The organism is Alteribacter populi, from assembly GCF_002352765.1.
Classification (GTDB): domain Bacteria; phylum Bacillota; class Bacilli; order Bacillales; family Salisediminibacteriaceae; genus Alteribacter; species Alteribacter populi.
Genome location: NZ_KZ293963.1, coordinates 2,920,010 through 2,940,603, shown reverse-complemented (window position 1 = coordinate 2,940,603; position 20,594 = coordinate 2,920,010). Strand labels below are relative to the sequence as shown.

At 41.1% G+C, this 20,594-nt stretch carries 17 protein-coding genes; 15 read left to right on the top strand and 2 right to left on the bottom strand.

The window, feature by feature from the left end; genetic code table 11:
* Nucleotides 1-88 precede the first annotated feature (88 nt).
* Both CDZ94_RS13870 and CDZ94_RS13865 read left to right on the top strand, forming a co-directional pair.
* Entirely contained in the window at nucleotides 89-1,240 is a 1,152-nt protein-coding gene (locus CDZ94_RS13870) for an aminotransferase class V-fold PLP-dependent enzyme (RefSeq protein WP_096438012.1), read from the top strand.
* Nucleotides 1,241-1,251: 11 nt separating this feature from the next.
* Complete coding sequence (locus tag CDZ94_RS13865) at nucleotides 1,252-1,956, top strand: DUF554 domain-containing protein (protein ID WP_096438010.1); 705 nt, start codon at nucleotides 1,252-1,254, stop codon at nucleotides 1,954-1,956.
* A 1,009-nt stretch (nucleotides 1,957-2,965) separates the two neighbouring features.
* Here CDZ94_RS13865 and yyaC read toward each other — a convergent pair.
* Entirely contained in the window at nucleotides 2,966-3,586 is a 621-nt protein-coding gene (yyaC, locus tag CDZ94_RS13860) for a spore protease YyaC (RefSeq protein ID WP_096438008.1), read from the bottom strand.
* A 94-nt stretch (nucleotides 3,587-3,680) separates the two neighbouring features.
* Between yyaC and CDZ94_RS13855 the strand changes: the two genes are divergently transcribed.
* The 4 genes from CDZ94_RS13855 (at nucleotide 3,681) to ychF (ending at nucleotide 8,264) form a co-directional block, all read left to right on the top strand.
* Nucleotides 3,681-4,709, top strand: coding sequence for a YkvI family membrane protein (locus tag CDZ94_RS13855; protein ID WP_096438006.1), 1,029 nt, complete (start codon nucleotides 3,681-3,683; stop codon nucleotides 4,707-4,709).
* Between the two features lie 56 nt (nucleotides 4,710-4,765).
* Nucleotides 4,766-4,963 (top strand): DUF951 domain-containing protein, encoded by a 198-nt coding sequence (locus CDZ94_RS13850; protein WP_096438004.1) that lies wholly within the window; start codon nucleotides 4,766-4,768, stop codon nucleotides 4,961-4,963.
* Entirely contained in the window at nucleotides 4,953-6,977 is a 2,025-nt protein-coding gene (locus CDZ94_RS13845) for a molybdopterin-dependent oxidoreductase (RefSeq protein ID WP_096438002.1), read from the top strand. Before CDZ94_RS13850 ends, CDZ94_RS13845 begins: the two co-directional genes overlap by 11 nt.
* A gap of 186 nt (nucleotides 6,978-7,163) precedes the next feature.
* On the top strand, nucleotides 7,164-8,264 hold the full coding sequence (ychF, locus tag CDZ94_RS13840) for a redox-regulated ATPase YchF (RefSeq protein ID WP_096438000.1): 1,101 nt from the start codon (nucleotides 7,164-7,166) through the stop codon (nucleotides 8,262-8,264).
* A gap of 259 nt (nucleotides 8,265-8,523) precedes the next feature.
* Here the strand turns inward: ychF and CDZ94_RS13835 are convergent, their stop codons facing one another.
* The gene (locus CDZ94_RS13835; RefSeq protein ID WP_096437998.1) at nucleotides 8,524-9,789 is read right to left on the bottom strand and encodes a helix-turn-helix transcriptional regulator; all 1,266 of its coding nucleotides are present in this window, start codon (nucleotides 9,787-9,789) and stop codon (nucleotides 8,524-8,526) included.
* A gap of 463 nt (nucleotides 9,790-10,252) precedes the next feature.
* Here CDZ94_RS13835 and CDZ94_RS13830 point away from each other — a divergent pair, with 463 nt between their 5' ends.
* From CDZ94_RS13830 to CDZ94_RS13790, 9 genes are all read left to right on the top strand, one after another.
* The gene (locus CDZ94_RS13830; RefSeq protein WP_096437996.1) at nucleotides 10,253-11,893 is read left to right on the top strand and encodes a S8 family serine peptidase; all 1,641 of its coding nucleotides are present in this window, start codon (nucleotides 10,253-10,255) and stop codon (nucleotides 11,891-11,893) included.
* Between the two features lie 287 nt (nucleotides 11,894-12,180).
* A complete protein-coding gene (gene rpsF, locus CDZ94_RS13825; RefSeq protein WP_096437994.1) occupies nucleotides 12,181-12,468 on the top strand; it encodes a 30S ribosomal protein S6 in 288 nt (95 codons plus the stop codon).
* Between the two features lie 29 nt (nucleotides 12,469-12,497).
* Complete coding sequence (gene ssb / locus CDZ94_RS13820; protein ID WP_096437992.1) at nucleotides 12,498-13,007, top strand: single-stranded DNA-binding protein; 510 nt, start codon at nucleotides 12,498-12,500, stop codon at nucleotides 13,005-13,007.
* 52 nt (nucleotides 13,008-13,059) lie between these two features.
* Complete coding sequence (rpsR, locus tag CDZ94_RS13815; protein WP_096437990.1) at nucleotides 13,060-13,290, top strand: 30S ribosomal protein S18; 231 nt, start codon at nucleotides 13,060-13,062, stop codon at nucleotides 13,288-13,290.
* Between the two features lie 729 nt (nucleotides 13,291-14,019).
* Entirely contained in the window at nucleotides 14,020-14,955 is a 936-nt protein-coding gene (locus CDZ94_RS13810) for a YybS family protein (RefSeq protein WP_096437988.1), read from the top strand.
* A gap of 12 nt (nucleotides 14,956-14,967) precedes the next feature.
* On the top strand, nucleotides 14,968-16,938 hold the full coding sequence (locus CDZ94_RS13805; RefSeq protein ID WP_096437986.1) for a DHH family phosphoesterase: 1,971 nt from the start codon (nucleotides 14,968-14,970) through the stop codon (nucleotides 16,936-16,938).
* Nucleotides 16,935-17,378 (top strand): 50S ribosomal protein L9, encoded by a 444-nt coding sequence (rplI, locus tag CDZ94_RS13800; RefSeq protein WP_096437984.1) that lies wholly within the window; start codon nucleotides 16,935-16,937, stop codon nucleotides 17,376-17,378. Before CDZ94_RS13805 ends, rplI begins: the two co-directional genes overlap by 4 nt.
* Before the next feature lie 31 nt (nucleotides 17,379-17,409).
* Nucleotides 17,410-18,774 (top strand): replicative DNA helicase, encoded by a 1,365-nt coding sequence (dnaB, locus tag CDZ94_RS13795; protein ID WP_096437982.1) that lies wholly within the window; start codon nucleotides 17,410-17,412, stop codon nucleotides 18,772-18,774.
* Nucleotides 18,775-18,986: 212 nt separating this feature from the next.
* Nucleotides 18,987-20,273 (top strand): adenylosuccinate synthase, encoded by a 1,287-nt coding sequence (locus CDZ94_RS13790; RefSeq protein WP_096437980.1) that lies wholly within the window; start codon nucleotides 18,987-18,989, stop codon nucleotides 20,271-20,273.
* Nucleotides 20,274-20,594 lie beyond the last annotated feature (321 nt).

Sequence of the window (20,594 nt, the reverse complement as noted above, 5' to 3'; positions counted from 1 at the left end):
CAAAAAGCAACAATTTTTACGAAAACAGCCTTTTTTAATAAAAAATAGTGCGTCTTACTTTAAATGAGATGGTGAAGGGGGAGAAAGTATGATTTATTTAGACCAAGCAGCTTCTAGCTTTCCTAAACCTAAAACAGTAGCTGTAGCGATGGCTGAAGCGGTAAATGAGTATGGAGCGAATCCAGGGCGGAGTGGTCATCGGTTAGGTAGAAAGGCGTCAGAGACGATAGATCGGGCCCGTGAAAAACTTTCTTCGTTTTTTCAATGCCCTGGAGCTGATCGTGTTTTGTTTTATCAAAATGCGACACAAGCCATTAATCAAGGGTTATTAGGATTCTCTTTTGAGAGTGGAGATCATGTGATTGCGACGAAATATGAACACAATTCCGTCAGACGACCATTGGAATGGCTGAAAAAAGAAAAAGGAATTGAGGTAACGTATCTTACCCCTGATTCAGAGGGACGAATTGAAACGAAGACACTTCTTGATGCACTACGCGCAACTACAAAAATGGTGGTGGCTACGCACGCTTCGAATGTGACAGGTACTGTCCTTCCTGTTGAGGAATGGGGAGAAGTTTTGCATAACGAGACTTCAGCTACGTTTATGGTCGACGCATCACAAACGGCGGGTGTCTTGCCGATTGATATGAAAAAGAGCGGGATTGACTTATTGGCATTTCCTGGACACAAAGGTCTTCTTGGTCCACAAGGGGTCGGAGTATTAATGGTAAAGCCAGATGTGAAATTGTCACCAATTTATTTCGGAGGGACGGGGAGTCATTCGGAGACCCCGCTTCAGCCTGATGTATGGCCTACTGGGATGCAAAGCGGCACATTAAATACACCTGGTATAGCTGGTTTGGTAAAAGGGTTAGAAGCTGTTGAGAAAATGGGACTAGACAATATCTACGAGCATGAAACTCACCTTACGGACAAGCTGATCGCAGGGTTGTCTACTCATGAGGAAATTCATGTCGTCCAAGCCGCAGCAAAGCGACTAGGAGTCGTTTCTTTTTATATGGATGGGGCAGACGTCCATGAAATAGCGATGATCTTAGACGAGCACTATAATATTGCTGTGCGGGCCGGACTGCATTGTGCTCCGTTATCGCATTATTACTTTAATACGGCTAAAACGGGGCTGGTACGAGTCAGTGTAGGTCCTTATAATACTGAGAATGAAATTGACACATTTATAGAAGCGATAACAGAGATTAAGGAAGGCCTGTTAGGTTAGGAGAGTAGAGGATGGTTTTACTAGGCACATTAGTAAACGGAGTTGCCATTGCCATTGGTGCATATATCGGTATCAAACTACAGAGAATTCCGGCTGATATGAAGGAAACGGTTATGAAAGCGATCGGATTAGCGGTTATTGTATTAGGTTTAACGATGGCTTTTGAAGGACAGCAATTTCTCTTGATTATTTTTAGTCTGGCTTTCGGAGGTATTCTTGGTGAACGGTTGAATATTGAAGGGAAGCTCAATCAATTAGGTAAGGTATTGGAAAAGAGAATGAGCAAATCATCAGAAGGAAGGTTGGCAGAAGGCTTTGTAGCTGCAACGTTATTGTTTGTTGTCGGCGCCATGGCGATTATTGGTGCATTAGACAGTGGATTACGACAAGATCACTCCGTCTTATTTACGAAAAGTGTTTTAGACGGCTTCTCATCTATTGTATTTGCAGCAACACTTGGCATTGGTGTAATTTTCTCAGCGATTCCAGTAATCTTGTACCAAGGGTCCATCGCACTAGGTGCCGCTTTTATAGTACGCTGGGTACCTGATGAACTACTGGAAATGATGATTAGTGAAATTACTGCAGTAGGTGGTATTATGATTCTTGCCATTGGACTGAACATTATCGGAATCCAGCCGGTTCGAGTAGCCAATTTACTGCCAGCAATTCCGATTGCTGTCGCTTTTGTTTTCATAATGCACCTTGTGGGATAAGGTTGTTGTAATAGAAGCCATGTTAGAGTTTATATAGGAATGACTTAATAAAGGCTCTTTTCGTAAAGCAACAAGTATTGTCTGAAACTCATACTTACGAAGCTATAGAGAGATAGAGATACTAGATAATAAAAAATAGTTGTAAATATGTGAAAAAGAGGTACCCCATAGGTGCCTCTTTTTTCGCGTGAGTTAAGAAAGTATAGAGTGACCGAGCATAGGTCGTATCCTATAATGGGTGGGAATCCCATCGGGTAAGGGCTAGCCACTCACCCGTAACGAGTCTTGGAGGGTTGTGGGTAACCATAATCTTTAAGCATAGACAGTAAGACAGTGGGCCGTAAGCCAAGCGGTTGAAGGGATAGAGCTCCGATATCTTATGACCTGGGAAAGCTGATGATCTTATACTCTCAGAAAGCAACATCTCTCCAAACGATAGGGCGAGTGAGGAGAGGTTTCCCCGGAGTCTGTGACCTCGGCACGCTGGACATCGTTAGGATATGGCAACTCGGGAGATCCTGAATGATCTTTCGGATAGAAAGTATGGTGGACAAGCGATACAAAGTGAGAAAACCAAATGTCATTCAGGAAGTCGGATGGATGCGTAGTACCGATGACATCGGGTAACTCCGACTGAGGAAAGGCATCCACCCTGTATGGGTCTTATCAGGGACACATGAACTACACACAGAGGTAGGAGGAAAAAAATGTCATGGAAACGAAACTGATGAGAATAGCTGAAGTAGCGAAAACCAACCCAGAATTAACCTTTGCTTCAAGTGAATAGTACAGGGAAGAGCCGTGTGCGGTAGTACCGCACGCACGGTTCTTGAGAGGGGATGAAGGTGTGAACCCTCATCCTACTCGACAAAATCCACGTTTCGATGTCTAGCTCCAGGCGCCATCGGCTCGTGTCAAATAACCTGCCCGATTAAAAGTAAAAAGCACTTTTTATCGGACAGAACATTTGCATGTCGCCGATTAGCGGGCGCCTTGCGCTTTTCTTATTTTACTGAGATTTTGAGGAAGGCAGTGTTGGCCAGGTGAATTTCTTTCGCGATGATTCAATTTCTTTTGTCGCACGGACAATCGAATCAGACATGACGTCTGCCATTTCAACGACAACGGATAGTCGTGTGTTTTGCAGAACCATCATTTCCATAAAACCACCGACGTTTACGATGCCAGTCATATGGAAGTCTCCTACAGCGGGTAATTGTTTTTTCACTGCAGTTCCAGGGCGTAAAGGACCTTCGCCAAGACATACATATCCAACACTCGTCGAACGGCCGAGACAGGCATCGATGGCTAATATTAATGGCTCGTAGTAAGTAGCGTTAATCTCATCCAACGTTTCTTGTAAATTTACAGCATGTACAGGTTTAGCCAACGTCCCGTAGACTTTGTAATGACTCGCAAGGTTTTCCTGAAGTTTTGTACCAATAAGTGGTCCCAAGCTATCTCCTGTGGAACGGTCCGATCCAATACATACAATCACCAAATCCCTTGATCTTTTAGCTGCTAAAATTTCTTTCAAATGCATTGATAATTCCAAAGCAGCATTGCTGTCTTTTGCGTATATACGATAAGGGGATGGGCGACGATTTTGAAAAAGTTGTCCACGAAACATCATATAACCCCCTGTTCCCAAATAGTATTAACAGTATACGGAATCTTTCACAAATCTATACGTCTGAAAACGGAAGGAAAAGGGGAAAGAGACCATGTGGCTATCAGGTTTTAAGTGGATGTTTCTTATTATTGGTACGATCATTGGTGCAGGCTATGCATCCGGACGAGAATTATGGCAGTTTTTTGGCAATGAAAGTGGCCTAGCTATCATTCTATTTGCGATATTATTTTTTGTCTGTTGCTATGTGATTATGGCGATCAGCTATCAGAAAAACTCAGAGCATTATCTTCCGGTTTTACAAGAATTGATGGGAAAGAGGCTGACGGGTCTGTATGATGGCATGATCATCCTTTATTTATTTTCAACGACTGTCATTATGATCGCCGGTGGAGGTGCTACATTAGAGGTGCTACATATCCCATATTGGTACGGAGTGTTAATTATTTCCGGACTCCTAGTGCTGCTTTTTGTCTGGGGAATTTCAGGGATGACCTCAATGAATGCGGTTATTATTCCACTGCTCATTGTCTTTCTCGTTGGTACTTTGTTTGTATTTCAATGGACGACAGGATTTGAAATTTCTTTCGACGTTATGGCTCAGCATAACTGGCCTAATGCCTTTACTTTTACAGCGTTGAATATTTTGCCGCTGGTTGCTGTGATCGCTGCAATAGGTAATAAAATTCAACGTACGGGAGAAATTTGGATTGCCAGTATCGGAAGTGCGACGGTTCTTGGAGTGATTTCATTTTTGTACAATGAGTCTCTGTTAATTGTCGCTCACGAGGTTATGTTATATGAGATACCCTTATTTGCGATTTTAAAGCATTACCCTTACTTTATGGTTCTCGTTATGTCAGGTTTACTTTGGGCTGCCATTTACACGACAGCCGCTTCAGGCATGCTTGGATTGTGTACAAGGTTCAAAAACTACCTAGGCCTTCCGTTCTGGGTTTTGGCTCTTATTTTCATTTGCTTAATGGTCCCGCTTACGACAATTGGTTTTTCACGGTTAATTTCAATTTTGTATCCACTGTATGGGTTGTTGAACTTATACATTTTGGCTTCAATTATTTTGTATCCAATTCTCCATCGTTTTGATGATCGCCCTTTACCATAGATAACGGGATTGTTGTATAATATCAGCAAGAAGACCGTTTAGAAGAGGTGAAAGCAATGAGCGAGAAAACATTTGATTTACATGATGTGGTAGAAATGAAGAAACAACACCCGTGTGGTGAGAATCGTTGGAAGATTATTCGCATGGGGATGGACATCCGAATTAAATGCTTAGGATGCGATCATAGTGTAATGATTCCTCGTAAAGAATTTACAAAAAAGCTCAAAAAAGTGTTGGAGCATCATGGAAAGTAGATCTAAAGAGACAGCTATCACGTCAGCTTGCCCATTGAATTGCTGGGATATGTGTAGCTTTTCGGTTGCCGTGGCTGAAGGAAAAGTAGTCAAAGTAAACGGTAATCGAGAGCACCCCATTACCAAAGGACAAATTTGCAGTAGAGGGCGCCAGTTGGAAAAAAAGACTAACGATGTCTCTCGTGTTATACACCCCTTGAAAAAAATCAACGGAACATTTGAACAAATTTCCTGGGAACAAGCTTTAGATGAAATTGCAGTTAAGCTGAGGAAAGTGAAGGAACAGTTTGGTCCCACTGCGGTTTTACATAGTCACGACTATGCGAACAACGGCTTAGTAAAGAACGTCGATGAACGCTTTTTTCGAGGATTTGGTGGGTTTACAAAATTAGAAGGTAGCCTTTGCTGGGGAGCTGGTTTGCAAGCGCAAATTCAAGATTTTGGGAATAGTGTTGCCCATGCTCCAGAAGATATTGAAAATAGTAAACACATCGTTATTTGGGGGAGAAATGCGTCCAGAACGAATATTCATTTGTTCGCGCGTCTGATGAAGGCAAAAAAACGAGGCGCAACAGTAACTGTCATAGATCCGATCCGTAATGATACTGCCAAAAAGGCAGACCTTTATGTAAGTGTTCGTCCTGGCATGGATGGGTTTTTAGCTGCTGGAGTTATCAAAGCATTACTAGAATTAGAGCTTGAAGACCGCACTTTTATCGCCCATCATACATATGGGTGGGATGATTTATTGACACTTGTTACAGATATTTCTTATGAAGAAATCGTCAAATGCACCGGTGTTGATAAAGAAACGATCTATGAAGTAGCCCGCATTTACGGAGATAGTCCAACCGTTACCTATTTAGGTTTAGGAATGCAGCGATACGCCAACGGAGGTAACACGATCCGCCTTATTGACGCAATTGGAGCAGCGAGTGGGAACGTTGGGATTCCCGGTGGCGGAGTTATGTACGGGCATCTTGCTGTAAGTCAATTGTTTGACACAGACTTACTGGCAAAAAGGTGTGTGCCAGCTGAGATTCGTACATTTACGAGAATGAATCAAGCGGAAAAAATTCTTACTGATGATGATCCCCCAGTGACGATGGCTTTTGTCACCCGGGGAAACCCGTTAACGCAAATCCCTGATACAAATGTGGCGAAGCAAGCATTCGAAAGCTTTGATACGTTAGTGGTGGCCGATCACTATTTATCAGATACAGCTAAGCTTGCAGATTACGTGTTACCGAGTACGACAGTGTTTGAGGAAGAGGATTTATATTTTGCCGCAATGTATCACGACTACGTGAATTACAGCCCGGCCATTGTAAAAGCAAAAGGAGAAGCGAAGTCTGACCTGTGGATGTGGACTGAGCTCTCAAAGCGACTTGGATTTGGAGATTGGTTCGATTACAGTAGGGAGGATTGGCTGAAAATTGGAACGAAAACCTTGCGGGGACGAGGGTGGAGTCTTGAGGATACTAAACGGATTGGCTTTTCTAAGCTGCCGATTCCAGACGTTGCTTGGGCTGATTACCAGTTCGATACCCCAAGTGGTAAATACGAATTTACCTCTCAGCTTGCTCAACATAACAACAAAGATAACCAAGGCCGAATAAAGCTGGAGTATCCGCAAGAGGCAGCACAAGAAGAAGAAAACGTTGACTCAACTCACATGTATCACTTGCTGTCATTACACCCCGCACGTTCTAACCACTCGCAAAACTATCATCTATTGAGTGGAGAAAATGAAAATGTGATTGAAGTCTCGGCTCAAATAGCACAAGACCACCAATTAAAAAATGGCGATCGCGGACTTATTTATAATAACCGTGGACACCTTAATGGAAAGATTCGAGTCGATGAAAATCTCCACCCTGAGGTCATAAACGTAGACGAAGGTCGATCAGAATCGATGGGAGGAAGTGTGAATCTCCTTACTTTATCAGGGGAATCTGACATGGGAAAAGGCGGTATTCAATATGACTGCCGGGTATCGATAAGAAAAGCCTAAAAGCTCAAAGTTGAGATTTAGGCTTTTTCCTATTTATATGAGAGAGTCAGGCTCTTGCGCTTTTCCACCATACTCACTATAATTGGAAAGGATGAAAACGTAGTAAAATCACGGTTATATGAATTTAAATGATTGTCCAAATCCCTCTTACAGTTTTTGGACAATAACGATAAAGGAGCATGCTCTATGGCGTTAACAACTGGAATTGTTGGTTTACCGAACGTTGGAAAATCAACATTATTTAATGCAATTACACAAGCAGGTGCTGAGTCAGCAAACTACCCGTTCTGTACAATCGACCCGAACGTAGGAATTGTTGAAGTACCAGATGAAAGACTAAATAAACTAACGGAGCTCGTTGATCCGGAAAAAACGGTTCCGACAGCTTTTGAATTTACTGATATCGCGGGGATTGTAGAAGGGGCAAGTAAAGGGGAAGGACTTGGAAATCAGTTCTTGTCACATATCCGTCAGGTCGATGCAATTTCTCACGTAGTGCGCTGTTTTGATGACGAAAACATTACGCACGTATCCGGAAGCGTCGATCCGATCCGTGATATTGAAGTGATCAACTTAGAGCTCATTCTAGCTGATATGGAGACGGTCGAAAAGCGTTTGGCTAAAGTGGAGAAAATGGCAAAGCAAAAAGATAAAGATGCGATGTATGAGCTCGAAATTCTGAATAAATTCAAAGATGCGTTTGAAAATGAAAAACCGGCACGTAGCGTATCGTTAACAGAGGAACAAGAGAAGTTTGCAAAAGGCATGCATTTGTTAACGATGAAGCCGGTACTGTACGCAGCGAATGTTAGTGAAGAAGAGATTCTTGATGCGGAAAGTAACCCGAACGTGCAAAAGGTCCGCGAGTTTGCTAATAATGAAAATTCTGAAGTGATTGTTGTTTGTGCGAAGATAGAATCTGAAATTGCTGAGCTTGAAGGTGATGAGAAACAGGAATTTTTAGATGACCTTGGTATAGCCGAGTCAGGTTTAGACCAGTTAATTAAAGCGGCATACAATTTATTAGGATTAGAAACTTACTTTACAGCGGGGAAACAAGAGGTGCGTGCTTGGACGATTCGTCAAGGTACAAAAGCCCCTCAAGCAGCTGGTGTAATTCATACCGATTTTGAACGTGGGTTTATCCGTGCCGAAGTCGTTTCCTATGAAGATCTGGTAGAAGCAGAAAACATGAGCGCCGCCAAAGAAAAAGGAAAAGTGAGACTGGAAGGAAAAGAGTACGTCGTTCAGGACGGCGACGTAGTACATTTCCGTTTTAATGTATAGCAACATCCTTGAAGAAGAGAGCAAATTGGAGGCTCTCTTCTTTTATTTTGGGCTCTGTTAAAGTTCTGTGTTGTTAGAGAAGTGCATTGAAAAGTTTGGTGTGTGATGTTACGAGCGAAATGCGGCGACTCCAGCGGGAAAAGCACGAGGCTCGAGCAGTGCCCGCGGAAAGCGATGTCACAATATCAACAACAAGCTTTAACAGAGCCATATTTTTAATAAAAACGCCCAAATCAAAGGCAACATTTGATTTTGAGCGTTAAGTAATATATTCGTAGATCTTTCCCCTTGATTCATTGACAAGAGAATAGTAGTAGCTGGAGCTTTTGTATTTACTTTTTTTAGTATAATATTCAGCTAAAATTTCAGCATACTTGGCTACGTTAAACCATAGCTGCTTTTCTTCAAAGTAAGGAATCGCTTTATTTTTGAGGAGGGTTTCAAACTCTTGTGACATATCATTGTTCACTTGACCTTTTAAAACGTTAAAGTGGATTAGAAATTCTTCCAACTTATATTTTTCGGCAATAGAAAGCCCGACTTCAATCCAATGCTCAGTGTGATCAAAATCATGAAGCTTATAGCATGTTCTCGCTAAACAAAGGTACGTTCGAACGTTGTCCTCATAACGTTCTGGCTTTGCATACTCCGTCGTTTTTTTGAAATAATTATTTGCTTTTTGATACTGATCTTGCATTAAGAACAAGTAGCCTAAATTATGATAGATCGTACTAATGTGATCCTTATTATTTAATTGTGTCGAAGCTTCAAGAGCATTTAATAAATGCTTTTCTGCCTCACAAAAGTTATTGATTCGAGTCAAATTTACACCTAATAAAATTTCACAGTCGATCGAACGTAAATAATTGCAGCTCTTTACATATATTTTTGCAGCTTTTTCAGCATAGTTAATTGAGTAATATGTCCGGTGTAAATTCATATTGACTAACGCCAAATGGTAGTAAATTTCCGGATCCTCAATCCCTAACGAATCTCGTACATGCTCTGCTTGCTTGTATAAATACAGAGCCTCTAAATAATCTTCTCCTAAGCAGTAATAAAGTCCGTAAAAAAGGTTGTAATAGTAGGCTAGGCTTGAATCTAGCTTTTTACTAAATGGCTCTAGTTCATCTATTTGATTTTTGGCTTCAGCCATTTTCCTTATTAATAATTGATATCCTAATGTAAAGATTCGATACTTCAGTAAGACTTGAGGGTCCTGAATACTCGTTATTTGTTTTTTTAGCTTCGTAAATAACCGCTTCGCCTCTTTCTTGTCACGATTACATATCAACGTGTACCAATTATCTAATTCTTGCGTAATTGAGGTTATTTCTCCTTGCACGTCAATCTCTTTGATTGAAATATCTAATCGTTTACATAGGTGTTCGAGCATATCCGCACTTGGAGTTTCATGATCGTTTTCAATTTTACTTAAATGTGGCACAGAGCAGATCCCTTGAGCCAATTGATCTTGCGTCAAGCCTCTTAATTTCCTAAAATAGAAAATTTTTTGACCAAGCATAGGGATACCTCCACCTTTTAAATAAAGTCAATCTATTGAAATTCCAATATAATTTTGCCCATTATACTAATTACCTCACTAAAAGACTACTCTTAACGTGCTAGAAAAAGGAAAAAAAACACACTACCTATTTAATATTTACAATCATAAATCAAAACGGAATTTTCAGTCAAATATCCAAAAACTTGTGAAAGGTACGTAAAATTTAAGTTAATATTCGATAAAAATTGAGGGCTATTTCCCAATAACAAAACGCTTGAACCTTTGATACACTTGGGATAGCGGCAGGTTGATGCAACTAAGATAAAGAATCATTTCTTTCCGCAAGTTTTGTAAAATGACCAGGAAAGGAGTTGGGTGTTATCGAAAAATGGTCAAAAGTATCATGGAAATAAGGTCATTTAGGCTACATCTAGGTAAAAAATTCGGAATAATTAAACTACTAAAGGCGGAGGTTTTAGAGATGAAAAAGAGTTTTATATGGTTAGTTATGCTGACAATGATTTTTACGATGTTTGTGACTCCTACTTATGCCAACGATCCAACATTTACTCAAGCTGATAATGATGAGAGTTTCATTGAAGGGGAATTGATTGTTTCAGTTGAAGGTGAGTCTAGTTCTAGTGTTGGGATTCAAAGTACGTATAGCGTGATGAGTCAGTCAGATGAATTAGAAAATAAAGGATTTAAAGTTGTTGATTCTTTATTAGAACAATCTGATTCAGATTCAATTCGAGCTTTCGGCGATGATGAATTTAAAACAGAAATAGTAGAAAACATGGGGTTAGTATACTTAACAGAGTATTCTACTGAAGACTATGATTCTATTGAGGAAGCAGAGGCTTCATTAGAAGAAACGTTAAAAGAGTTAGGGGTAGAGGTGCGATACATCGAAAAAAACTACGAGATGTATGCTCTTGAAGACGTATCAACAGAAGACGTTGAAATTAACATGCATCCAAACCAAGAGTGGCACTATGAAATGATTAATGCACCACAGGCGTGGGATATCACAACTGGGTCAAGCGATGTCATCCAAGCTGTGTTAGATACAGGGATCGACCACAACCATCAGAGCTTGAGCAATTTAGTAGATACTGACTTAGGAAGAAGCTTTGTTGGCGGCAGCACGATGGATGTTCAAGGTCACGGTACTCACGTTGCGGGTACGATTGCAAGCTATGGAAATGTTTCTGGTGTCATGCACAACGCAACACTCGTACCTGTTAAAGTACTAGGTGACGATGGTAGAGGTTCTATGTATGGCATCACACAAGGTATTCTTTACTCTGCTGATATTGGCGCTGATGTCATCAATATGTCTCTAGGCGGTGGCGGATACAATCAAAGCATGGATGAAGCAACGCAAACCGCAGTCAATGCAGGATCTATTGTAATCGCAGCTTCTGGTAACGAATATCGCAATAGCATCTCTTATCCAGCAGCATACGACAGTGTCATTGCTGTAGGGTCTGTAACGTCAAACGGAACAAGATCCTCGTTCTCTAACTATGGTGACGGTCTTGAATTAATGGCACCTGGCTCTAACATTTACAGCACCGTCCCTAACAATGGTTATGATTCTTTCTCAGGTACTTCAATGGCATCTCCTCATGCAGCAGGTGTAGCTGGTTTAATGAGAGCAGTTGATTCTAGCGTTTCTGTCTCTGAAGCGCGAAGTATATTACAAGATACAGCGCAAGAGGCAGGAAGCTTTTTTGAGTACGGACATGGTATTGTAGATGCTAACGCTGCAGTACAAGCTCTTGGTGGAGGTTCTCAGCCAGATCCGGAAGCAGGAGAAACAAATACATCTGTAACGACAGATCGTTATTACGTGAGCCGTGGTCAAAACGTGACGGTTTCTACACAAGTAACGGATGAAAATGGACGAGCACTCGCGAATGCAGAGGTTGATTTGACGATTACACGTCCAAATGGCACGACGTTGACGAATACAGTTACAACGAACTCATCAGGTGTAGCTAGTTGGACACTTTCTACATCTTGGTCAACTGCAACAGGGACATACAGTGTACAAGCAGATACAGCACTTTCTGGCTATGAAGGTAGCTCTGCTTCAACTACATTCTTCGTATATTAATAAAGAAATTGACGGACCCAGGAGAGATTTATCTCTTGGGTTCTTTTTTTGAAACGCTGGTTTCGAAAACTTTGTTGTTCTTTACAAATAAGTACGAAGAAGCGAAATCTACCCTTTATCATGCCCAAGCTTACCAGATAACAGAACCTATCAAAAAAATAACCATCCTTATCTTGTCTTTCGGTTAATCTCCTGCTATAATTGACAATTGCGAGCAAAAGAGAAATCTGCTTGCTCCTTGCTCCTCGAAACAGAGGAGCCGCTAGACCAAAAGGAGGTGACGAAACATGCGCAAGTACGAAATCATGTACATTGTACGTCCTAACCTTGAAGAGGCTGCTACGAAAGAAATTATCGAGCGATACAACAAGGTTTTGACTGATAACGGCGCGGAATTGGAAAAGGTTGAGGAAGTAGGAAAGAAACGCCTTGCTTACGAAATCAACGATTACAAAGAGGGTTACTACGTGATCTTAAACGTAAACTCTAACCCTGAAGCCATTTCTGAGTTCGATCGTTTGGTGAAAATCAACGAAAACGTTATGCGTAACATCGCTGTACGCGACGATGAATAAAAGAGAATCATAAATGGGGAGGAGTTCGGATGATTAACCGCGTTGTACTAGTCGGAAGATTAACAAAAGACCCTGAGTTAAGGTATACAGCAAATGGTATTGCCGTTGCTACGTTTACGTTAGCAGTTAACCGTCCCTTTTCGAACCAACAAGGGAACCGTGAAGCGGACTTTCTAAACATCGTTGTTTGGAGAAAGCAAGCGGAAAACGTAGCGAATTATTTGAAAAAAGGCAGCATGGCCGGTGTTGATGGCAGGATGCAAAGTCGTAGCTATGATAATAACGAAGGACGCCGCGTCTTTGTTACAGAAATTGTCGCTGATAGTGTACAATTTCTTGAAACGAAAGGCAGTGGTGGCGGCGGTGGAAACCGTGATCAACAATATGGCGGTGGAAACTACGGTCAAAATAACGACGGTTATCAAAACAATCCTAACCAAGGCCAATCTGGTCAAGGTAGACAATCCGACTTCTCTGATGACCCATTTGCTAACGACGGTAAACCGATCGACATCAATGATGATGATCTTCCGTTCTAAGCTTTAAAAAATAACGAGTTTATATAAAAATTTACAAGAAGGAGGGGTTCAAATGGCTCGTCGTGGACGTCCAAAACGTCGTAAGGTTTGTTACTTTACAGTAAACAAAATTACGAAAATCGACTACAAAGATGTAGATTTGCTTAAGCGATTCATTTCTGAGCGTGGAAAAATTCTTCCTCGCCGTGTGACTGGTACTTCTGCAAAATACCAACGCCAATTGACTCGTGCTATTAAACGCGCTCGCACAATGGCATTATTACCATTTGTAACTGGTGAGTAATCGCTAGTTAAAAGACCCTCAGTAGTGACGGAGCTACTGAGGGTCTTTTTTGTACTTTAGTTTTCCTTAATGAGTAGGGGCGGGGTGTGGTCGGTGTCGTTATTTAGCGTAATTTGTCGAATCGCTGATATCGTAATCATTTCCGCTGATATCGCAATGAATTCCGCTGATAAATACATTGACGAGCAGATTCAAAACGTAAAATGGCACTTAAATAACTGTTTTTTCGCTCTTAACTATAAAAAAAGCAGAAAATAGACAAAAAACGCCACTATTGAAGAGGCGTTTGAGGTAAATAACACTATTTGTTCTCATGTTAGAATTGATGGGGAATGGAATCTCAATACCATTAGCATCCAATACTTGTTTAGAATTAAAAATCTACATTTCAATGTCCAGCGCTTTTCTTCTGATGCACGCTTCTTTTTAGTAGACTGTTTTCGTAAAGTTTGTTGCTTTTTGGGGAAGCATGCGTTGCCTAACGCTCTAAAAACAAATAGCAACAATCTTTTAGAAAACAGCCTTTTAGTAAGAAGAATTAATCCTTAATTAAAGGTCAGTGTGCCATACTTGCAAACCTCACTTCCTTTAATGACGTCATGACCAATAACCACTCGCTACACCGAAAGCTAGCTTAAGAGTAAGAGTGGACTTTGTCCTTTACTTTTAACTCATGCTACAATAAGATTCGATACCTACTAGTAACAGTGATTGAAACGAGGGAACAAGATGAATGAATCATCCAATGCTATAAAAGAAGGGGTTCTCTTCTTAGGGATTTACTTTCTTCTGATTTTGAGCACACTCTTTATTCCGTTTGTTGGGTTATTAACGGTATTTTTATTACCGATACCCTTTATTTTATTTGGGAAAAAATACGGGTTAAAGCCGAGCCTCTATTTATTGTTAGTGAGCTTTGTCCTGCTGTTGATCCTAGCTTACCCGTTAGCCATTATCTTTACGATCACGTTTGCCTCTACAGGAGTCGTTATTGGTGAATTGTACCGACGTGAAAAACCAGCCTTTGCTGTACTTCTTGGAGGCTCGTTAACCGTTATTACGGCGTTGATCGTTAACTTTATCGGGAGTATCGTTCTGTTAGATATTCATCCGATTCGTGCGGTGCAAGATGTACTGACTGATTCGGTTGAGCAAACAGAATCGATGTTGGCGGTTTTTGGGGATCAACAGGCGACTTTTGAAGCAGCGCAAGAGTTAATTGATCAACTTATTGTCATCACACCTTCTTTATTTATTTTAATAGGGGTTGCGTTTGCGTTTATTGTTCAATGGCTCGCTTCGATTACCGCGAGGATGCTGAAATCCGAAGTAAGCACATTTCCACCACTTAGAGAATGGTCCTTTCCAAAAGCGTTTATTTGGTACTACTTAATAATGTATATTTTCATTTTAATAGGCGTAGATGAAGGCACCACGATGTATACAATCGTTTATAATTTATTTCCGATCTTAGAAATGGTCATGGTAATTCAAGGACTTGCTCTTATTTTCTTCTTTTTCCATAAAAAGAAGATTCATATTGCAGTGCCAATTTCCATTTTATTTCTGAGTGTCCTTTTCCCATTTATGCTGTATCTCGTCCGTATATTAGGTATAATTGATTTAGGATTTGAGTTGAGGAAGCGATTAGACTCAAACAAGTAGGAGTTGTGAAGAATGCCTAATTTCTTATTGAAGCGGTGGCATGGCTATCACGTCATAGCACTGTTGAGTATCGCGATATTGTTTACCGGTATTCTAACCTATTATCAATGGCAGCTTGGATTGATCGGCTTTCTAAGTATTGGCCTTGTTTTTGTCTTTGTGATCCGTGCAAAAACACAATTTGAAAAAGAATTTACCAATTATGTGTCTACATTAAGTTACAGGGTAAATAAAGCTGGCGAAGAGGCGGTAACCAAACTTCCTATTGGAATGATCCTCTATAATGAGGAAAGAAGCATTCAGTGGATTAACCCTTATATGTCAGCATTGTTAGCGAATGAAACACTAGGGGAACAGCTTTCTGTCGTATCTGACAAGCTCCCTGATCTTTTAGAAACTGAGCAAGGTGAATTTCTTATTACTCTTGGAGAGCGTAAATATCGGGTAGTCCACGAGTCGAACGAGCGACTCCTTTACTTTTTTAATGTCACGGAAGAACAGGAAATTAAAGCATTGTTCGAACGTGATAAAACTGTGATTGGTCTAGTCTATTTAGATAATTATGATGAAGTGACCCAAGGAATGGATGACCAGTTAAGAAGTAAATTGTTGACTCATGTAACAGACGTGTTAAACTCGTGGTCAAAACAACATGATATTTTATTGAGACGAATATCCTCAGACAGGTTTATCGCAATTTTTAATGAGGATGCTTTGTATCATTTAGAACAGAATCGATTTACACTTCTTGATGAAGTTCGGGAAGTGACAGGACAGGAAAAAGTCTCGCTCACTTTAAGTATAGGAATTGGAAGCGGCCACTCTTCATTGCGTGAATTGGGTGCCCTTGCTCAATCAAGTTTAGATTTGGCTTTAGGCCGAGGTGGAGATCAGGTAGCTATTAAACAAAAGAACGGAAAAGTTCGTTTTTATGGCGGAAAATCAAACGCGATGGAAAAACGGACCCGTGTAAGAGCCCGTGTGATCTCTCATGCTATTCGCGATTTTATTAAAGAAAGCGATAAGGTCATTGTCATGGGGCATAAAAATCCTGACATGGATTCAATTGGTGCCGCCATCGGGATGTTAAAAATTGCACAAGTAAACAACAAGGATGCCTTTATTGTTCTTGATCCGGATAATGTGAACTTAAGTGTACACAAGTTACTAGAGGCTATACAAGATCATGATGATCTATGGGCCAACTTTATCACTCCCGAAGAAGCACGAGAGGAAATGACCGAAGATACGCTCCTCGTGGTCGTTGATACACACAAACCGTCTCTATGCATTGATACGAAGCTGTTAGATCGTGTAGAGCGAATCATTGTGATCGACCATCATCGTCGAGGTGAGGAGTTTATTGAAGATGCTGTCCTCGTTTACATGGAGCCTTATGCTTCATCGACAGCCGAACTGATCACAGAGCTTTTGGAGTACCAGCCGAATCATCCAAATTTGGATGTTCTTGAATCAACTGCACTATTGTCAGGGATTATTGTCGATACAAAAAGCTTTGCTATCCGGACTGGATCGAGAACGTTTGATGCGGCTTCTTATTTAAAAAGTCAGGGAGCAGACACGACCCTAGTTCAGAAGCTGTTGAAAGAAGATCTAGAGCAGTATGTGAAACGAGCAAAGTTAGTGGAAAACTCTTATATATACTCTGCGGGGACAGCAATCTCCAAAGGGGAAGAAAATCAGACGTACAATCAAGTGCTTATTGCCCAGGCAGCCGATACGCTGTTAACGATGAACAATGTCATAGCATCCTTTGTTATTTCTGAGCTCGATGATGGGCGGATCAGTATTAGTGCCCGCTCTTTAGGTGATGTGAATGTCCAAGTGATTATGGAAAAAATGAACGGCGGCGGTCACTTGACGAATGCAGCAACTCAGTTATCAGATGTGGACATTGATGAAGCAGAAGATATTTTAAAAGAGAAGATTGATGGTTATTTCAAAGGGGGACAATCGTCATGAAAGTAATTTTTCTACAAGACGTTAAAGGAAAAGGGAAAAAAGGAGATGTTAAAAACGTCTCTGAAGGCTATGCGCGTAACTATTTATTAAAAAATAACCTTGCGATTGAAGCGAATAATGCGAACATGAAAAGTCTCGAAAAGAAAAAAGAAAGCCAAAATAAGAAGGCTCAGCAAGAAGTCGAAGATGCTAAAGCATTTAAAGGTAAAATCGAAAGTACAACAGTAGAACTGAAAGCGAAAGCTGGTGACGGTGGACGTTTATTCGGAGCTGTTACAAATAAACAAGTTGCAGAAAAGCTGAAAAAAATGGATATGAAAGTCGATAAACGTAAAATCGTTATGAAAGAACCGATCCGTGCGTTAGGTTATACGAACGTAGAAGTTAAGCTCCATCCGGAAGTGACTGCCACGGTAAAGGTACACGTGACAGAAGAATAATACACAGTTTGTGAAAAAAGGGGAAGAGAAAATGAGCGATTTATTTGCGGATCGCACCCCGCCACAAAATGTCGAAGCCGAGCAAGCCGTGCTGGGTGCCATCTTTATTGAAGATGAAGCCCTTGTCACGGCTTCTGAGCGTTTAATGCCAGACGATTTTTACCGAGCTGCACATCAGCGGATTTATTCCGTCATGCTCACACTTTCTGAAAAAGGAGAGCCAGTTGATTTAGTCACGGTAACGTCTGAGCTGCAAAACAAAAATTGGCTTGAAGAAATTGGCGGTGTGACCTATTTAAGTGACTTGGCCAATGCAGTACCTACTGCAGCCAACGTTGATTACTACAGCCAAATCGTTGAAGAAAAATCATTACTTCGCCGACTGATTCGTGTGGCAACAAACATTGCTGCCGATGGATATGCAGCCGATGAAGAAGTAGATGCGATTTTAAATGACGCTGAAAAAACGATACTTGAAGTATCTCATAAAAAAAACACGAGTGCCTTTAAAGATATTAAAGACGTTCTAGTCAGTGCATATGATAATATTGAAATGCTCCAGCATCATAGTGGTGAAATTACGGGAATTCCTACTGGATTCACCGAGCTAGATGGTATGACAGCCGGCTTTCAACGTAACGATTTAATCATTGTAGCTGCCCGTCCCTCAGTAGGTAAGACTGCTTTTGCTCTGAATATTAGTCAAAATGTCGCTACGAAAACCGATGAAAATGTAGCGATATTCAGTTTAGAGATGGGCGCAGAGCAGCTGATCATGCGTATGCTTTGTGCTGAGGGTAACATCGATGCCCAACGGCTCCGTACCGGGGAGCTGAACGATGAAGATTGGCAAAAGCTGACGATGGCAATGGGAAGCCTGTCTAAGGCGGGTATTTACATTGATGACACACCTGGGATAAAAGTAAATGACATTCGTGCAAAATGTCGTCGATTGAAGCAAGAGAAGGGCCTTGGAATGATTATGATTGACTACCTTCAGCTCATTCAAGGGGATGCCCGAAGTGGAGAAGGCCGTCAGCAGGAAGTAAGTGAAATTTCCCGTGCTTTAAAAGGACTCGCCCGTGAGCTCGAAGTACCTGTCATTGCCTTATCTCAGCTCTCCCGTGGTGTAGAATCCCGCCAAGACAAGCGTCCTATGATGTCCGACATTCGTGAGTCAGGAAGTATCGAGCAAGATGCCGATATCGTCGCTTTCCTTTATCGTGATGATTACTATGACAAGGAATCGGAAAACAAAGATATTATTGAAATCATTATTGCTAAACAACGTAACGGTCCGGTTGGCACATGTGAACTGGCCTTTGTAAAAGAATACAATAAATTCGTTAACTTGGAACGCCGCTACGACGAAGGCGATATTCCACCAGGTGCATAATGAGAATCCCCCTCTTTTTTTGGAGAGGGGATTTTATTTGTAAGAAGCGTCTAACAGTTAACATACGAACGAAAAATCTTGTATTATCTATAATTGTTCGGATTTTTGTTGACGATCTGGCTTCAAATTGATAAACTTACTGTGGTTTAATGAAAAAGGAATAACTAGGGAACGTTAAATAATGTTTTTAATATAAGTGGAGGTGCTCATCCATGCCATCGGTTGTTGTGGTAGGAACACAATGGGGAGACGAAGGAAAAGGAAAAATTACAGATTACTTATCAGAGCAAGCTGAGTTAGTTGCTCGTTACCAAGGAGGAAATAATGCCGGTCATACGATCGTGTTTGGTGGAGTAAAATACAAGCTTCATCTTATTCCTTCAGGGATTTTTTACAGTGATAAGACATGTGTGATCGGTAATGGAATGGTCATTGATCCGAAAGCGCTCGTGGAAGAATTGAAATATCTTCACGATAAAGGGGTCGACACAAGCAATTTGCGAATCAGTAATCGCGCTCATGTTATTTTACCTTATCACCTCAAATTAGATGCAGTAGAAGAAGACAGCAAAGGCGCGAATAAAATCGGTACGACGAAAAAAGGTATTGGCCCTGCATACATGGACAAAGCCGCTCGCGTTGGAATTCGTATTGCAGATCTTTTGGATAAAGAAACCTTTGAAGAAAAACTTGAACTCAACCTTCGAGACAAAAATCGCCTTCTTGAAAAAGTATACGAAGTAGAAGGCTTCAAAAAAGAAGACATTCTCGAAGAATACTATAACTATGGTCAAGAAATTTCTAATTATGTAACAGACACGTCTGTTGTTTTAAACGATGCGTTAGACGAAGGGCGCCGTGTTTTATTTGAAGGTGCTCAAGGGGTTATGTTGGACATTGACCAAGGTACCTACCCATTTGTAACGTCTTCTAACCCAATTGCAGGTGGCGTAACGATAGGATCCGGTGTAGGCCCGTCGAAAATTAACCACGTTGTTGGTGTATCGAAGGCTTACACAACTCGCGTAGGTGATGGTCCATTTCCAACCGAATTGACTGATGAAGTCGGCGATCGAATCCGTGACGTAGGAAATGAATACGGAACAACTACTGGGCGTCCGCGCCGTGTCGGTTGGTTCGACAGTGTTGTTGTTCGTCATGCTCGTCGCGTGAGTGGCATTACAGACCTGTCGCTGAACTCAATCGATGTATTAAGTGGAATTAAGAAGCTGAAAATTTGTGTTGCTTATGAATATAAAGGGGAAATCATTGACGAGTTCCCTGCCAGCTTAAAAGTCCTTGCTGAGTGTAAACCGGTATACGAAGAACTCGATGGCTGGGATGAGGACATCACAGGCGTCAAGTCCTTACATGAATTGCCGAAAAATGCCCTTTATTACGTAGAGCGCATCTCACAGCTTACTGGCATTCCATTGAGTGTCTTCTCAGTTGGACCGGACCGCAGTCAGACGAACTTAGTTCGTGGCGTATTCGCGTAAAAAACGGCTGTCTTACTGCACGGTGGTAAGACAGCTGTATTTATTTAAAAAAAGAATTTATAAGAGGACTGCTACCTTCACACCGCTCGTCTCAAGGGAAAAGCATCCTTGAGACTTTAAAACATGCGAGCTGACGCTGTTTTTAATAATAGACCGCTATGCGGCTTTTCTTAGGCTCTGTTTACGAACCTTTTGATCTTAAAAGTAGAAGGGTATTTTAGAAAAGATTGTTGTTTTTTGAGCGTGTCATGCTCAAACTTCAATAAAACAGCCAAGTTTGAAACCATTTCTACACAAAAATCATTTAATTGTATCCAAAAC

Bases quoted from the DNA above. Each gene is read 5' to 3' on its own strand.
- CDZ94_RS13870 (WP_096438012.1), top strand. From the start codon at position 89: ATGATTTATTTAGACCAAGCAGCTTCTAGCTTTCCTAAACCTAAAACA.
- CDZ94_RS13865 (WP_096438010.1), top strand. From the start codon at position 1,252: ATGGTTTTACTAGGCACATTAGTAAACGGAGTTGCCATTGCCATTGGT.
- yyaC (WP_096438008.1), bottom strand. From the start codon at position 3,586: ATGTTTCGTGGACAACTTTTTCAAAATCGTCGCCCATCCCCTTATCGT.
- CDZ94_RS13855 (WP_096438006.1), top strand. From the start codon at position 3,681: ATGTGGCTATCAGGTTTTAAGTGGATGTTTCTTATTATTGGTACGATC.
- CDZ94_RS13850 (WP_096438004.1), top strand. From the start codon at position 4,766: ATGAGCGAGAAAACATTTGATTTACATGATGTGGTAGAAATGAAGAAA.
- CDZ94_RS13845 (WP_096438002.1), top strand. From the start codon at position 4,953: ATGGAAAGTAGATCTAAAGAGACAGCTATCACGTCAGCTTGCCCATTG.
- ychF (WP_096438000.1), top strand. From the start codon at position 7,164: ATGGCGTTAACAACTGGAATTGTTGGTTTACCGAACGTTGGAAAATCA.
- CDZ94_RS13835 (WP_096437998.1), bottom strand. From the start codon at position 9,789: ATGCTTGGTCAAAAAATTTTCTATTTTAGGAAATTAAGAGGCTTGACG.
- CDZ94_RS13830 (WP_096437996.1), top strand. From the start codon at position 10,253: ATGAAAAAGAGTTTTATATGGTTAGTTATGCTGACAATGATTTTTACG.
- rpsF (WP_096437994.1), top strand. From the start codon at position 12,181: ATGCGCAAGTACGAAATCATGTACATTGTACGTCCTAACCTTGAAGAG.
- ssb (WP_096437992.1), top strand. From the start codon at position 12,498: ATGATTAACCGCGTTGTACTAGTCGGAAGATTAACAAAAGACCCTGAG.
- rpsR (WP_096437990.1), top strand. From the start codon at position 13,060: ATGGCTCGTCGTGGACGTCCAAAACGTCGTAAGGTTTGTTACTTTACA.
- CDZ94_RS13810 (WP_096437988.1), top strand. From the start codon at position 14,020: ATGAATGAATCATCCAATGCTATAAAAGAAGGGGTTCTCTTCTTAGGG.
- CDZ94_RS13805 (WP_096437986.1), top strand. From the start codon at position 14,968: ATGCCTAATTTCTTATTGAAGCGGTGGCATGGCTATCACGTCATAGCA.
- rplI (WP_096437984.1), top strand. From the start codon at position 16,935: ATGAAAGTAATTTTTCTACAAGACGTTAAAGGAAAAGGGAAAAAAGGA.
- dnaB (WP_096437982.1), top strand. From the start codon at position 17,410: ATGAGCGATTTATTTGCGGATCGCACCCCGCCACAAAATGTCGAAGCC.
- CDZ94_RS13790 (WP_096437980.1), top strand. From the start codon at position 18,987: ATGCCATCGGTTGTTGTGGTAGGAACACAATGGGGAGACGAAGGAAAA.